General features: G+C 71.7%; 14 protein-coding genes and 1 riboswitch. Of the genes, 9 read left to right on the forward strand and 5 right to left on the reverse strand.

The window, feature by feature from the left end; genetic code table 11:
- The 3 genes from DMH12_RS31345 to DMH12_RS31355 form a co-directional block, all read right to left on the reverse strand.
- Positions 1 to 917 (reverse strand): 1-phosphofructokinase family hexose kinase (locus DMH12_RS31345; RefSeq protein ID WP_148107562.1); only part of this gene is annotated, 917 nt, incomplete at its 3' end.
- Between the two features lie 105 nt (positions 918 to 1,022).
- Positions 1,023 to 2,168: an N-acetylglucosamine-6-phosphate deacetylase gene (gene nagA / locus DMH12_RS31350; RefSeq protein WP_125494785.1), complete on the reverse strand. Its 1,146-nt coding sequence runs from the start codon at positions 2,166 to 2,168 to the stop codon at positions 1,023 to 1,025.
- On the reverse strand, positions 2,168 to 3,100 hold the full coding sequence (locus DMH12_RS31355) for an ROK family protein (RefSeq protein WP_399189465.1): 933 nt from the start codon (positions 3,098 to 3,100) through the stop codon (positions 2,168 to 2,170). Before DMH12_RS31355 ends, nagA begins: the two co-directional genes overlap by 1 nt.
- A gap of 185 nt (positions 3,101 to 3,285) precedes the next feature.
- On the opposite strand from DMH12_RS31355, the gene DMH12_RS31360 reads away from it, so the two are divergent.
- The 3 genes from DMH12_RS31360 to otsB are packed head-to-tail and all read left to right on the forward strand — an operon-like array spanning position 3,286 to position 5,719.
- A complete protein-coding gene (locus DMH12_RS31360) occupies positions 3,286 to 4,503 on the forward strand; it encodes an extracellular solute-binding protein (protein ID WP_185832662.1) in 1,218 nt (405 codons plus the stop codon).
- A 60-nt stretch (positions 4,504 to 4,563) separates the two neighbouring features.
- Positions 4,564 to 4,797 (forward strand): DUF3263 domain-containing protein, encoded by a 234-nt coding sequence (locus tag DMH12_RS31365; RefSeq protein WP_125494788.1) that lies wholly within the window; start codon positions 4,564 to 4,566, stop codon positions 4,795 to 4,797.
- Between the two features lie 46 nt (positions 4,798 to 4,843).
- Positions 4,844 to 5,719 (forward strand): trehalose-phosphatase, encoded by an 876-nt coding sequence (otsB, locus tag DMH12_RS31370; RefSeq protein ID WP_125494789.1) that lies wholly within the window; start codon positions 4,844 to 4,846, stop codon positions 5,717 to 5,719.
- A gap of 139 nt (positions 5,720 to 5,858) precedes the next feature.
- On the opposite strand, the gene DMH12_RS31375 is transcribed toward otsB, so the two are convergent.
- Positions 5,859 to 7,247 carry a trehalose-6-phosphate synthase gene (locus tag DMH12_RS31375; protein ID WP_125494790.1) on the reverse strand — a complete coding sequence of 463 codons (1,389 nt, stop codon included), beginning with the start codon at positions 7,245 to 7,247 and terminating at the stop codon, positions 5,859 to 5,861.
- A 62-nt stretch (positions 7,248 to 7,309) separates the two neighbouring features.
- Positions 7,310 to 8,254 (reverse strand): glucosyl-3-phosphoglycerate synthase, encoded by a 945-nt coding sequence (locus tag DMH12_RS31380; protein WP_125494791.1) that lies wholly within the window; start codon positions 8,252 to 8,254, stop codon positions 7,310 to 7,312.
- Between the two features lie 154 nt (positions 8,255 to 8,408).
- Positions 8,409 to 8,556, forward strand: a riboswitch (SAM riboswitch).
- A 17-nt stretch (positions 8,557 to 8,573) separates the two neighbouring features.
- Between DMH12_RS31380 and thrC the strand changes: the two genes are divergently transcribed.
- The 6 genes from thrC to DMH12_RS31410 form a co-directional block, all read left to right on the forward strand.
- Complete coding sequence (gene thrC / locus DMH12_RS31385; protein WP_161325893.1) at positions 8,574 to 9,866, forward strand: threonine synthase; 1,293 nt, start codon at positions 8,574 to 8,576, stop codon at positions 9,864 to 9,866.
- 88 nt (positions 9,867 to 9,954) lie between these two features.
- Positions 9,955 to 10,230, forward strand: coding sequence for a MoaD/ThiS family protein (locus tag DMH12_RS31390; protein ID WP_064728532.1), 276 nt, complete (start codon positions 9,955 to 9,957; stop codon positions 10,228 to 10,230).
- A gap of 438 nt (positions 10,231 to 10,668) precedes the next feature.
- Positions 10,669 to 10,872: a cold-shock protein gene (locus DMH12_RS31395; RefSeq protein WP_004929928.1), complete on the forward strand. Its 204-nt coding sequence runs from the start codon at positions 10,669 to 10,671 to the stop codon at positions 10,870 to 10,872.
- A 331-nt stretch (positions 10,873 to 11,203) separates the two neighbouring features.
- Entirely contained in the window at positions 11,204 to 12,829 is a 1,626-nt protein-coding gene (groL, locus tag DMH12_RS31400; RefSeq protein ID WP_122619604.1) for a chaperonin GroEL, read from the forward strand.
- Between the two features lie 216 nt (positions 12,830 to 13,045).
- Positions 13,046 to 14,176 (forward strand): NADH:flavin oxidoreductase, encoded by a 1,131-nt coding sequence (locus DMH12_RS31405; RefSeq protein ID WP_125494792.1) that lies wholly within the window; start codon positions 13,046 to 13,048, stop codon positions 14,174 to 14,176.
- Between the two features lie 33 nt (positions 14,177 to 14,209).
- Positions 14,210 to 14,368, forward strand: a 159-nt coding sequence (locus tag DMH12_RS31410) for a carboxylesterase family protein (protein WP_148107563.1), incomplete at its 3' end; no start/stop codon positions are given.

Consider the following 14,368-nt stretch of genomic DNA (forward strand, 5'->3'; position numbering starts at 1 on the left):
TCCGCCGTCACCGCGACCCCCCGCCCGACCAGCTCCTCGTACGCCGCCCGGTCGAACTCGCCCGCCACCGGCGAGAGGACCGTCGCCGCCGACAGGGCGACCGCGCGGGCCAGCCGGTCCGGCCAGGGCAGGTGCTCGACCAGGCCGGAGAGCAGGCCCGCGACCGCCGAGTCGCCCGCGCCCGTCGGGTTGCCGTGCACGTGGGCCGGCGGCGCGGCCCGCCAGCGCCCTTCTGGGGTCACCGCGAGCAGCCCCTCGGCGCCCAGCGAGGCGATCACCGAGCGGGCGCCGCGGCGCCGGGCCGCCTGGGTGGCCCGGAGCGGCTCGTGCGAGCCGGTCAGCTCGGCCAGTTCGCCGGCGTTCGGCTTGATCAGGTCCGGCCGGGCGGCGACGCCCCGCCGCAACGGCTCCCCGCTGGTGTCGAGCAGCACCGGCACGCCCGCCGCGCGCGCGGACCGCACCAGACCGGCGTAGGCGCCCACCGGGACGCCCGGCGGCAGGCTGCCGCACAGCGCCACCGCACAGGCGCCGGCGAGCAGCTCCTCGTACGTGTCCTGGAAGGCGTTCCACTCGGCGGGTGCGACGGCCGGGCCCGGTTCGTTGAGCTGGGTGGTGTCGCCGGTGCGTTCGTCGACGACGGCGATGGTGCGCCGGGTGGCCCCGGCGACCGGCACCAGCGCGTCGGTCACCCCGGGCACGCCGGCCAGCCCGTCGCGTACGACGCCGCCGGTGGTGCCGCCCGCGAATCCGGTGACCGTCACCTCGTGCCCGAGCGCTGCCAGCACCCGGGCCACGTTCAGCCCCTTGCCGCCGGCCCGCTCCGTCACGTCGGTGACCCGGTGGGACGCGTGCGGCCGCAGGGACCGGACCCGGTAGGTGATGTCGAGAGCGGTGTTGAGCGTGACGGTGAGGATCACCGGTACCGACCTCCCCCGATCGCCTCCGGCCGTCTGTCCCGGAGATGTTTTCCGAAGACACGATCATGCCAAACGGACGGCGGCCGGCCCAGTCCCCCCGTCCGATCAGCCCAGTTGGGGCTCGACCACCCAGGCGCCGTGCCGCATCACGCCCCGCACGTCGAAGGCGTCGTCCAGCACCACCAGGTCGGCGTCCTTGCCGGGCTCCAGGGAGCCGATCCGGTCGCCGAGGCCGAGCAGCCGCGCCGGGTTGGCGGAGATCGCCGCGACGACGTCCCCGACGGGCAGCCCGTCGACCGTCACCGCCCGCTTGAAGGCGCGGTCCAGGGTCAGTGTGGAGCCCGCGATCGAGCCGCCCTTCACCAGCCGGGCCACCCCGTCCGCGACCTCGACCTCCATCGGGCCGAGCAGATAGCGGCCGTCACCGAACCCGGCCGCGTCCATCGCGTCCGTGATGAAGGCGACCCGGTCGGCGCCCGCGTGGTGGAAGGCCAGCTGGAGCGAGGCCGGGTGCAGATGCGTGCCGTCGTTGATCAGCTCGACGGTGATCCGCTCGTCCTCGAGGAGCGCCGCGATCGGGCCGGGGGAGCGGTGGCCGAGCGGCGGCATCGCGTTGAAGAGGTGCGTGGCGACCGTGGCCCCCGCGTCGATGGCCTGGACCGTCTGCTCGTACGTCGCGTCCGTGTGCCCGACCGCCGCGATCACGCCGTGCTCCGCGAGCAGCCGTACGGAGTCCAGGCCGCCCGGCAGTTCGGTGGCCAGCGTGACCATCCTCGCGTGCCCGTGCGCCGCGTCGACCAGCTTGCGGACCTCGGCCGGGTCGGGGTCGCGCAGCAGCTGCTCGTCGTGCGCGCCCTTGCGGCAGGGGGAGATGAAGGGCCCCTCGAAGTGGATGCCGGCGACGTCGCCCTGCTGGGCCAGCTCGGCGAGCACCCCGGCGCGCCGGGCGAGGAAGTCCAGGTCGCCGGTGACGGCGGAGGCGACCACCGTGGTGGTGCCGTGGCGGCGGTGGGTCTCGACGCCCTTGAGGATGTCCTCGGGCGTGCCGCCGGTGAAGGAGGCGCCGCCGCCGCCGTGGTTGTGGATGTCGACGAAGCCGGGCACCACCCAGTGGCCCGACAGGTCGAGGACCTCCGCTCCGGGGGGCGCCGTGTCCGCGATCCGGGTGCCGTCGACGATCACGCGGCCGTCGTCCACGGTCCCGGTGGGCAGTACCACCCGGGCACCGGCGAGAACCTTGCTTGGGGCCATCAGGTGGTTACCTCCGGGGGAGTCGTGGTCGTGGGGGTGGTGCCGGTCGGTTCGGTGCCGAGCAGGTCCCAGGCGAGCAGCCCGGCACCCAGGCAGCCGGCGGTGTCCCCCAGCGCCGCGGGGACGATCTCCGGCAGCTTCTGGAAGGTGACGCGCCGCCGCACGGCGTCCCGCAGCGGTGTGAACAAGGTTTCCCCCGCCTCGGCGAGGCCGCCACCGATGATCAGGACGCGCGGGTCCAGCAGAGTGAGCGCGGTGACCAGCCCGTCGGCCAGCGCGTCCACGGCGTCCTGCCAGACCGCGAGCGCGCGGGCGTCGCCCGACTCGACGGCCTTCGCGCAGTCGGCGGCGTCCGCGGCCGGGTCGCCGCAGGCCCCGGCCCAGGCCTGGCTGACCGCCGACGCGGACGCGAACCGTTCCAGACAGCCGCGCTGCCCGCACGGACACGGGATGCCGCCGGGCCGCACGACGACGTGGCCGATCTCGCCCGCGAAGCCGTGGGCGCCCGACTCCACCCGGCCGTCGATGCCGATGGCGCCGGCGATGCCGGTGCCCAGCGGCACGAACAGGAACCGGTCGGCGCCCTGTCCGGCCCCGATCCGCCCCTCGGCGAGCCCGCCGGCGCGCACGTCGTGGCCGAGGGCGACGGGGACGGCGCCGAGCCGGTCGCCGAGCAGGGCCCGCAGGGGCACGTCGCGCCAGCCGAGGTTGGCGGCGTAGACCGCGGTGCCGTGTTCCTCGTCGATGATGCCGGGGACGGCCACGCCGGCCGCGCGGGCGGGCTCGCCGAACCGGTCGGCGCCGTGGGCGCGCAGTTCGGCGGCGAAGTCGAGGATGCCCGCGACCACCGCCTCGGGCCCGCGCTCGCGGCCGGTGGCCCGGCGGGCCCGGTGCAGCAGCTCGCCCCCGGACCCGACGAGGGCGGCCTTCATCCCGGTGCCGCCCACATCGAGGGCGATGACATGTCTCACGGGGACAGTGTGGCCCGTTGACCCGGGAGAGGTCTAGTCCACTGCCGTGGTGTAGACCTTAATCCGTTAAACGAACAGGCACAGGGTTGGGGATTCAGGTGCAGCGGCGTAGGACAGGAACGATCGCGGTGGTGTCCGCACTGGGCATGACGGCGGTCCTCGGCGGCTGCGGTCTCACCGGCGACTCCGGCGAGGTGACCCTGAGTCTGGTCGCCGCCGACTACGGCGACAGCAAGGACAACAGCTCCCAGAACTACTGGGACGAGCTGGTCAAGTCCTACGAGGCCAAGAACCCCGACGTGCACGTGGAGGTGGACGTCTACTCCTGGAACGACGTCGACCGGAAGGTCAAGGAGATGGTCGACGCCGGGGAGGCGCCCGACATGGCGCAGATCGGCGCGTACTCCGACTACGCGGACAAGGACCTGCTCTACGCGGCCGACGACGTGCTCTCGATCCCGGTCCAGGCCGACTTCGTCTCCCAGCTCGCGGGCGCCGGCCAGGTCAACGGGGTCCAGTACGGGCTGCCCTTCGCGGCCTCCACCCGCGTGCTCTTCTACAACAAGACCCTCTTCGCCGAGGCCGGCGTCACCCCGCCCAAGTCCTGGGACGACCTCGCCGACGCCGCCGAGGCGCTCGACGCGAAGGGCGTGAAGTACCCGTACGCCCTGCCGCTGGGCGCCGAGGAGGCGCAGGCGGAGACCATGCAGTGGATGCTCAGCGGCGGGGGCGGCTACACCGACGACGTCGGCACGTACTCCGTCGACTCGCCGCAGAACGTCACCACGTTCACCTGGCTGCGGGACGAACTGGTCGCCAAGGGCCTCACCGGCCCGGTCGCCCCCGGCAAGCTCAACCGGGCCGCCGCCTTCGCCGCCTTCGCCGACGGCGACGTCGGCATGCTCAACGGGCACCCCTCGCTGATGAAGATGGCCTCCGACAAGGGCGTGAAGTACGGCATGGTGACGACCCCCGGCGCCGAGGGGGAGAGCCCGAACACGCTCGGCGTGTCCGACTGGATGACGGCCTTCAAGAAGAACGGCCACCAGGACGAGATCGGCGACTTCCTCGACTTCGTCTACAGCGACGAGAACGTCCTCGACTTCTCCCGCCGGTACGACCTGCTGCCGGTGACCACCTCCGCGTCCCAGGTCATGAGCACCGCGGCCGAGGACAAGGACCTCAAGCCGTTCCTGGACGAACTGCTGCTCTCCGAGCTGTACCCGGTCGGCAAGACCTCCTGGGCCTCGGTCAGCGCGGACGTCAAGAAGCGGATCGGCCAGGCGGTCGCCCCCGGCGGCAGCCCCCAGGAGGTGCTCACCCAGATCCAGGGGACCGCGATGCGGGTGGGCAGCGCGGAGTAGGACTTTCGCGACAGGCCCTCGCGGGCCGCGCTGTCGGTGGCGGGCGCTACGGTGCCGTACATGGACCTGGGAGAGCTGGCCGAGCGGGAGCGCGGCATCCTCGCACTGGAGCGCCGCGGCTTCCCCGGCCCCGGCGCCAAGGAACGCGCGATCCGTGAGGAACTGGGCCTGGCCCCCGTCCGCTACTACCAGCTCCTCAACGCCCTCCTGGACGACCCCCGCGCCCTGGCCACGGACCCGGTCACGGTCAACCGCCTCCGCCGGATCCGGGAGTCCCGCCGCACGGAGCGGTGAGACGGCGACGAGGTTGCCGTCCGCGCCGGCGGGATAGGTTCGCGGTATGGGCAGCCACCAGGACTCCACCCGTGCCGACTCCCGCGCCGACTCGCCGGACCACCTGCCGACCCCTTCGACGGCGGCCGGACGCGCGGGGCTCGACGCGCTCCTCACCGACCCCGGCCGCGCGGTGATCGCGCTGGACTTCGACGGCACGCTGGCGCCGATCGTCGCCGACCCCGACCGGGCGCGGGCCCACCCGGACGCCGTACCGGCGCTCGCCGCCCTCGCCCCGAAGGTCGCCGGCGTCGCGGTGATCACCGGCCGCCCGGCCGAGGTCGCCGTCCGGCACGGCGGCTTCGCGGGCGTCCCGGGCCTCGACCACCTCGTCGTCCTCGGCCACTACGGCGCCGAGCGCTGGGACGCCGCCACCGGCACCCTCACCGCGCCCGAACCGCATCCCGGCGTCGCCGCCGTCCGCGCGGAGCTGCCGGCCCTGCTGGAGCGGTCCGGGGCGGGGGAGGGCACCTGGACCGAGGAGAAGGGCCACGCGGTCGCCGTCCACACCCGCCGCGCCCCCGACCCGCAGGCCGCCTTCGACGTCCTGCGCGTCCCCCTCACCGACCTGGCCTCCCGGCACGGCCTCATCGTCGAACCGGGCCGCATGGTCCTCGAACTGCGCCCGCCCGGCATGGACAAGGGCGCCGCGCTACGGGCGTACGTCCGCGACACGGACGCCGCGTCCGTCCTCTACGGCGGCGACGACCTCGGCGACCTCCCCGCCTTCGCGGCGGTCGACGTACTCCGCTCCGAGGGCACCCCCGGCCTCCTGGTGTGCAGCGGCAGCGACGAGGTTGCGGACCTCAGAGAGCGGGCCGACCTGGTGGTCGACGGCCCGGAGGGAGTGGTGAACCTGCTGCGAGCCCTGGCATCCGCATAGCTGCGGGCAGTCGTGCCTCCCCCAGTGCCTGAACGGCCTGGGAGGTACCCCCAGGGGCGGCACGGGTGGGCGCAGCGGCACCCCGCTACGCCGGGCCACGAACACCCACCCCCCCAGCACCAGCGCCGGGCACCACCCATCAAGACCTCAGCGCATCCAACTGCTCAAGAAACCACCGCGCCGGAGGCAAGGCCGTGCCCGCCGCCGCCAGCCGCTTCGAGCGCTCGGCACGCTCCGCCGGGGGGACGGACAGGGCGGTGTGCAGGGCCTCGGCCGTCCCGGACACGTCGTACGGGTTCACCACCACCGCGTCCTCGCCCAGCTCCTCGTACGCCCCCGCCTCCCGCGACAGCACCAGCACGCACCCCTCGTCGGAGACGACCGGCACCTCCTTCGCGACCAGGTTCATCCCGTCCCGCACGGGGTTGACGAGGGCCACGTCGGCCAGCCGGTACGCCGCCAGCGACCGCGCGAAGTCGTCCTTCACGTGCAGCACGACCGGCGTCCAGTCCGCCGTGCCGAACTCCTCGTTGACCGCGTCCGCGACGCGCTGCACCTCGGCCGTGTAGTCGCGGTACACGGCGAGGTCCTGCCGCGAGGGGTAGGCGAACGCGACGTGCACCACCCGCTCCCGCCACTGGGGCCGCGTCGCCAGCAGCTCCCGGTACGCCAGCAGCCCGCGCACGATGTTCTTGGACAGCTCGGTCCGGTCCACCCGCACGATCGTGCGGCGGCCCTCGCCGATCTCCTCCCGCAGCGCCGCCATCCGCTCGTCCACGTCGTCCTCGTGCGACCGCTTCCGCAGGAAGTCCGCGTCCGCCCCGAGCCCGTGCACGCCGGTCTCCGTTCCGCCGAGCCCGCCCACCAGGGCGTCGCAGCACGCGGTGAACGCGTCGGCCCAGCGCCGGGTGAGGAACCCGAGCCGGTCGGCGCCGAGCATGCCGCGCAGCACCTGCTCGGCGATGTCGTCCGGCAGCAGCCGGAAGTAGTCGACCGGCGCCCACGGCGTGTGCGAGAAGTGGCCGATCCTGAGGTCCGGCCGCAGCTCGCGGAGCATCCCCGGCACCAGGGTCAGGTGGTAGTCCTGCACGATCGCGACCGCGCCCTCGGCGGCCTCCTCGGCCAGCGCCTCGGCGAAGGCCCGGTTGTACGCCTCGTAGGAGGCCCACTGCCGCCGGAACTCCGCGTCGAAGACCGGCTCCACGGGCGTCTGGTAGAGCATGTGGTGCACGAACCACAGCACCGAGTTGGCGATCCCGTTGTACGCGTCCGCGTGCACGTCGGCCGGCACGTCCAGCATCCGCACGCCGTCCTCGCCGACCCCGCGCCGCACCGCCTCGCGGTCGCCGTCGCCGAGCGCCGAGCACACCCACAGCGCCCCCGCGTCCGGGCCGATCGACGACAGCCCGGAGACCAGGCCGCCGCCCCCGCGTTTCGCGTGCAGCGACCCGTCCTCACGCACCTCGTACGAGACCGGCCCCCGATTGGAGGCGACCAGCACCTGAGCAGCACCGAAGCTTGAAGCCATACGCCTCAACCTAGCCCGGCCCCGAAATGCTCAAACGTGGTCGCACACCACAGCGGTGCCGATCACGCCACCCGCCGCGCCGCGTACTCCGCGATCTCCCTCATCGGCGGCCGTTCCTCCGTGTCCACGGCGTGGGTGCGGGGCTCGAAGCCCGAGGGGCCGCGTTCGAACTGGGTGAGGGCCGGGCGGACCAGGTGGCCGCGGGCCAAACGGAGCTGGGCCGTGCGGTAGATCGCGGCGGACATGCGGCCCAGGGCCTGGCCGTCCTGGTGCCGGTGGACGCGGACGCCGACGTCGACCTGGGCGAGGGCGTCCAGGCCGACCAGGTGCAGGGCGTCGACCAGCATGCCCAGCTCGACGCCGTAGCCGACGGGGAAGGGGAGCCGTTCCAGCAGGGAGCGGCGGGCCGCGTACTCGCCGCCGAGCGGCTGCACGAAGCCTGCCAGCAGCGGCCAGTGCAGGTTGAGCAGCGGGCGGGCCACCAGCTCGGTGACCCGGCCGCCCTGACCGGGAGTGGTGCCGAGGGGGCGGTCGTACATCGCCTTGACCAGCTGCACGTCCGGTTCCGTGAGCAGCGGGCCGACGATCCCGGAGACGAAGTCGGCGGAGAACTCGCGCAGGTCGGCGTCGACGAAGCAGACGATGTCGCCGCCGGTGACCAGCAGCGAGCGCCACAGCACCTCGCCCTTGCCCGGCACGGCCGGGACACGCGGCAGGATCGCGTCGCGGTGCACGACGCGCGCGCCCGCCGCCGCGGCCACCGCGGACGTGCGGTCGCTCGACCCGGAGTCCACGACCACGATCTCGTCGACGAGCGGAGCCCGAGCCATCAGCTCGCGGCGGATCACCGTGACGATCTCGCCGACCGTCGCCTCCTCGTCGAGGGCCGGGAGCACCACGCTGACCGTCTGCCCGGTGGCCTGTTTGGCGGCCAGCAGCTGCCGGATCGGCCGGTCCCCGGCGGACCAGGAACGCGCGCTCAGCCAGCGCTCGACTTCTTCCAGCACGGTCCCAGGGCTCCTTCGTGATCCGTTGTGATCCATCTCGCGGTACGGACGACTATCTCAACCGTCCTGGCCTTCGGTTACAGTCTTGAACAACGCGCAGGACCACCGCATGCCGGGGTCACCGCGCGTACCGCGAAGGACAACAACTTCATACCGCTCATCCAGAGGGGCAGAGGGATACGGCCCGATGAAGCCCCGGCAACCCTCCAGTCGGTTCTTGTCACACGGACGTGGCGAGGCTCCCGACTAGGGAAGGTGCCAAATCCGTCTCACGGCGAGATGCGTCGTGAGGAAGATGAGGAGAAAGGGCCTCGCCTCCATGGCTGTGCAGACTGCCGAAACCCCCACGAACTCCACCGACGGCACCGTCGACCTCGGCCCCGCCGCAGCGCTGAGCTGCCGCGAGTGCGGCCACCGCGTCCCGCTCGGTCCGCTCTTCGCCTGCCAGGAGTGTTTCGGCCCGCTGGAGATCGCCTACGACTTCTCGGCCTACGACACCGAGGAGCTGCGCAAGCGGATCGAAGCGGGCCCCGCGAACATCTGGCGCTACGCCCCCCTGCTGCCCGTCCCCGCCGACGTGGCCGACAAGCCGAACATCAACCCGGGCTGGACCAAGCTGGTCAAGGCCGACAACCTGGCCCGCGAGCTGGGCGTCACCGGCGGTCTCTACGTCAAGGACGACTCCGGCAACCCGACGCACTCCTTCAAGGACCGCGTCGTCGCCCAGGCCCTGGAGGCCGCCCGCGCCTTCGGCTTCACCACGCTGTCCTGCTCCTCCACCGGCAACCTGGCCGGCGCCGTCGGCGCCGCCGCCGCCCGGGCCGGCTTCCGCTCCTGCGTGTTCATCCCGCACGACCTGGAGCAGGGCAAGGTCGTCATGGCCGCCGTCTACGGCGGTGAGCTGGTCGGCATCCAGGGCAACTACGACGACGTGAACCGTTTCTGCTCCGAGCTGATCGGCGACCCGGCCGGCGAGGGCTGGGGCTTCGTCAACGTCAACCTGCGGCCGTACTACGCCGAGGGTTCCAAGACCCTCGCCTACGAGATCTGCGAGCAGCTCGGCTGGCGGCTGCCCGACCAGATCGTCGTCCCGATCGCGTCCGGCTCCCAGCTCACGAAGATCGACAAGGGGCTCCAGGAGCTGATCAAGCTCGGTCTGGTCGAGGACAAGCCGTACAAGATCTTCGGCGCCCAGGCCGAGGGCTGCTCGCCGGTGTCCACGGCGTACAAGGCCGGCCACGACGTGGTGCGCCCGCAGAAGCCGGACACCATCGCCAAGTCGCTGGCCATCGGCAACCCCGCGGACGGCCCCTACGTCCTGGACATCGCGCGTCGCACCGGCGGCGCGGTGGAGGACGTCACCGACGAGCAGGTCGTGGACGCCATCAAGCTGCTCGCCCGGACCGAGGGCATCTTCGCGGAGACCGCCGGTGGTGTGACGGTGGGGGTGACGAAGAAGCTGGTCGAGAGCGGCGTGCTGGACCCGTCGCTGACCACGGTCGTCCTCAACACCGGCGACGGCCTCAAGACGTTGGACGCGGTTGCGGGCACCGGGCTGACCGCGACCATTCGTCCCAACCTGGATTCGTTCCGCGAGGCCGGGCTCGCGTAAGACAGCTTGTACGTCGTCTGCGGGGCGGTGGGGGCTGGTCGCGCAGTTCCCCGCGCCCCTGGGTAAGTCATCCTGACCGGAGGTCAAAGTGAGCGTCACCGTCCGCATCCCCACCATCCTGCGCACCTACACCGGCGGCAAGGCCGAGGTCGACGCCCAGGGTGCCAATCTCGGCGAGGTCATCTCCGACCTGGAGAAGAACCACACCGGCATCGCCGCCCGCGTCCTGGACGACCAGGGCAAGCTGCGCCGCTTCGTCAACGTCTACGTCAACGACGACGACGTGCGCTTCGAGCAGGGCCTGGAGACCGCCACCCCGGACGGCGCGGGCGTCTCCATCATCCCGGCGGTCGCCGGCGGCTGATCCGCCCTTTCGTTACCGCTGGTAATCGCGGTGACGCAGAGTTCATCGAATTGCCCCCTCCGTGAGAGAAGCGGAGGGGGCAATTCCATTGGATTGAGCGCGGTAGAGTTGGGGAACGCGCTCCCGATCAAGACATCGGGAACCTTGAATTCCTGCCGCCCGCCCGACAAGAAGTAGCCAAAGTGTGGGTGTGTTTCGCGGCTTTTGTGACTTTTGTGTGCCCCGACTTGACCCACATTCAGGGGAAAGCTCGTCATATTCCGGACCGGGTACGTCCAGATTTCTCGTCCGATTGACCTGTTGCAGACGGCAGTTGGACAGATACATTCAGCCGCGGTCGACGCGTTCCGGCGCACGCCCCCAGTCGTGGGGGGTGAGGTCTGACCCGGGTCCGCGAAGTGCGGATCTGTGCAAGGGCCAGTAATAGGGGAGTTAGGCATGGCTCAGGGCACCGTCAAGTGGTTCAACGCGGAGAAGGGGTACGGCTTCATCGCGGTCGACGGTGGTGCGGATGTTTTCGTCCACTACAGCGCGATTCAGATGGACGGCTACCGCACCCTCGAAGAAGGCCAGCGGGTCGAGTTCGAGATCTCGCAGGGTCAGAAGGGCCCGCAGGCCGACATGGTTCGCCTCAGCGCCTGAGACGTTCGGCCACCGCAAGCAAACGGTTCTTCTCCGAAGGGCCCGCACCTCCCCGGAGGTGCGGGCCCTTCGGCCTGCCCGGGCCGGGGCGCGCCCCGGTGTTCGCGGGTGGCTGAGCGGCCGCCCCGATCCCCGAGAGGCGCTTGCACTCGATGGGGTCGAGTGCTAATCATTGGCGTTAGCACTCTGAAGGTGAGAGTGACAACGAAGGACCGGGTCGGTGAGGCCCGCAGGCCGGGTGGGGAAGGAACCACAAGGCAGGCGAGCCGTCCGTCGCGGGCGCGGGCGCGGTCCGAAGGAATCACCCCCAGTCCTGGAGGGACCACTTCACATGGCCAAGATCATCGCGTTCGACGAGGAGGCACGGCGCGGCCTCGAGCGCGGCATGAACCAGCTCGCGGACGCCGTCAAGGTGACGCTCGGCCCCAAGGGCCGCAACGTCGTCCTCGAGAAGAAGTGGGGCGCCCCCACGATCACCAACGATGGTGTCTCCATCGCCAAGGAGATCGAGCTCGAGGACCCGTACGAGAAGATCGGCGCCGAGCTGGTCAAGGAAGTCGCCAAGAAGACGGACGACGTCGCCGGTGACGGTACGACCACCGCGACCGTTCTCGCCCAGGCCCTGGTCAAGGAAGGCCTGCGCAACGTCGCGGCCGGCGCCAACCCGATGGCCCTGAAGCGCGGCATCGAGAAGGCCGTCGAGGCCGTCTCCGCCGCCCTGCTGGAGCAGGCGAAGGACGTCGAGACCAAGGAGCAGATCGCCTCCACGGCCTCCATCTCCGCCGCCGACACCCAGATCGGCGAGCTGATCGCCGAGGCCATGGACAAGGTCGGCAAGGAAGGCGTCATCACCGTCGAGGAGTCCCAGACCTTCGGTCTGGAGCTGGAGCTCACCGAGGGTATGCGCTTCGACAAGGGCTACATCTCGGCGTACTTCGCCACCGACATGGAGCGTATGGAGGCGTCGCTCGACGACCCGTACATCCTGATCGCCAACTCCAAGATCGGCAACGTCAAGGACCTGCTGCCGCTCCTGGAGAAGGTCATGCAGTCGGGCAAGCCGCTGCTGATCATCGCCGAGGACGTCGAGGGCGAGGCCCTGTCGACCCTGGTGGTCAACAAGATCCGCGGCACCTTCAAGTCCGTCGCCGTGAAGGCCCCGGGCTTCGGTGACCGCCGCAAGGCCATGCTCGGCGACATCGCCATCCTCACGGGCGGCGAGGTCATCTCCGAGGAGGTCGGCCTCAAGCTGGAGAACGCGTCCCTGGACCTCCTGGGCCGCGCCCGCAAGGTCGTCATCACCAAGGACGAGACCACCATCGTCGACGGCGCCGGCTCGACCGACCAGGTCAACGGCCGCGTCAACCAGATCCGCGCCGAGATCGAGAACAGCGACTCGGACTACGACCGCGAGAAGCTCCAGGAGCGCCTGGCGAAGCTGGCCGGCGGCGTGGCCGTCATCAAGGCCGGTGCCGCCACCGAGGTCGAGCTCAAGGAGCGCAAGCACCGCATCGAGGACGCCGTTCGCAACGCGAAGGCGGCCGTCGAGGAGGGCATCGTCGCCGGTGGTGGCGTGGCCCTGCTCCAGGCCTCCCAGGTCTTCGAGAAGCTGGAGCTGTCGGGTGACGAGGCGACCGGCGCCAACGCCGTGAAGCTCGCCCTGGAGGCCCCGCTCAAGCAGATCGCCGTCAACGGTGGTCTCGAGGGCGGCGTCGTCGTCGAGAAGGTGCGCAACCTCCAGGTCGGTCACGGCCTGAACGCCGCCTCCGGCGAGTACGTCGACATGATCGCCGAGGGCATCATCGACCCGGCGAAGGTGACCCGTTCCGCGCTGCAGAACGCCGCCTCCATCGCCGCGCTGTTCCTCACCACCGAGGCCGTCATCGCCGACAAGCCGGAGAAGGCCGCCGCGGCCGGTGCTCCGGGCGGCATGCCGGGCGGTGACATGGACTTCTGATCGACCGGTTCCGGTTGATCGAGCGTCCCGCACGAACCGAGGGCGGCACTCCCCGAACGGGGGGTGCCGCCCTCGGCGTGTCCCCGGGCTGTGGGCCGGATCACGTCCCGGCGGGTGCGGTGGGCGGAATGAGGGCTGGTGGATGCGGGGTTCACGGTGGAGAGTGTCCATGCACACGCACATACCACCTGGTACCCCCCGCCAAGGAGCCCCCACGTGACCGTCACCCCCGTCGAGGCCGCCTCCCGCGCCGCTCGGATCCTCGCCCGCCCGGCCACCATCAACGGACTCACCGTGCCGAACCGCATCGCGATGGCGCCGATGACCCGGATGTTCTCCCCGGGCGGCGTCCCCGGTGAGGACGTGGTGTCGTACTACTCCCGCCGGGCCGCCGCCGGTGTCGGCCTGATCGTCACCGAGGGGACGTACGTCGGTCACGACTCCGCCGGGCAGAGCAGCCGGGTGCCCCGGTTCCACGGCGAGGAGCAGCTCGCCGGCTGGGCGAAGGCCGCCGAGGCGGTGCACGCGGCGGGCGGCACGATCGTGCCGCAGCTGTGGCACATCGGCATGGTGCGCAAGGCCGGCCAGCCGCCCTTCGCGGACGCCCCCGCCGTCGGCCCGTCCGGGCTGCGCATCGGCGAGGACGAGGTCACCGGCACGGCCATGACCCGGCGGGACCTGGACGACGTCATCGGCGCCTTCGCCCAGGCCGCCGCGGACGCCGAGCGCATCGGCTTCGACGGCGTGGAGATCCACGGCGCCCACGGCTACCTCGTCGACCAGTTCCTGTGGTCCGGCACCAACCGCCGCACCGACGCCTACGGCGGCGACCCCGTGGCCCGCACCCGGTTCGCCGCCGAGATCGTGGCCGCCGTGCGGGAGAAGGTCTCGCCCGAGTTCCCCGTGATCTTCCGCTACTCGCAGTGGAAGCAGGAGGCCTACGACGCCCGCCTCGCCGAGACCCCCGAGGAGCTGGAGGCGATCCTCGCCCCGCTCGCCTCGGCCGGCGTCGACGCCTTCCACGCCTCCACCCGCCGCTACTGGCTGCCCGAGTTCGACGGCTCCGACCTCAACCTCGCCGGCTGGACCAAGAAGCTGACCGGCAGGACCACCATCACCGTAGGCTCGGTCGGCCTCGACGGCGACTTCACCAAGGCGTTCCTGGGCGAGGGCGCCCCCGTCGGCAGCCTCGACAACCTCCTCGACCGCCTGGAGCGCGAGGAGTTCGACCTCGTCGCCGTGGGCCGCGCGCTGCTCCAGGACCCGCTGTGGGCCGAGAAGGTCCTCGCCGGACGCTTCGACAGCCTCGCCCCTTACGACGCGGCGTCGCTGAAGACCCTCAGCTGAGTGCGGTGCGCACCACGGCGTAGGGTCCGTGGGATGACGATCCCTGGACCCGTGGAGTCAGTGGAACCCGTGGTGCGCACGTCCGCCGGTGCGGTGCGCGGGCGTGCGGAGGACGGGCTGACCGTCTTCCGCGGCATCCCCTTCGCCGAACCCCCGGTGGGCGCGGGCCGGTTCGCCGCCCCGCGCCCCGCC

The organism is Streptomyces sp. WAC 04229, assembly GCF_003947455.1.
Classification (GTDB): Bacteria; Actinomycetota; Actinomycetes; order Streptomycetales; family Streptomycetaceae; genus Streptomyces.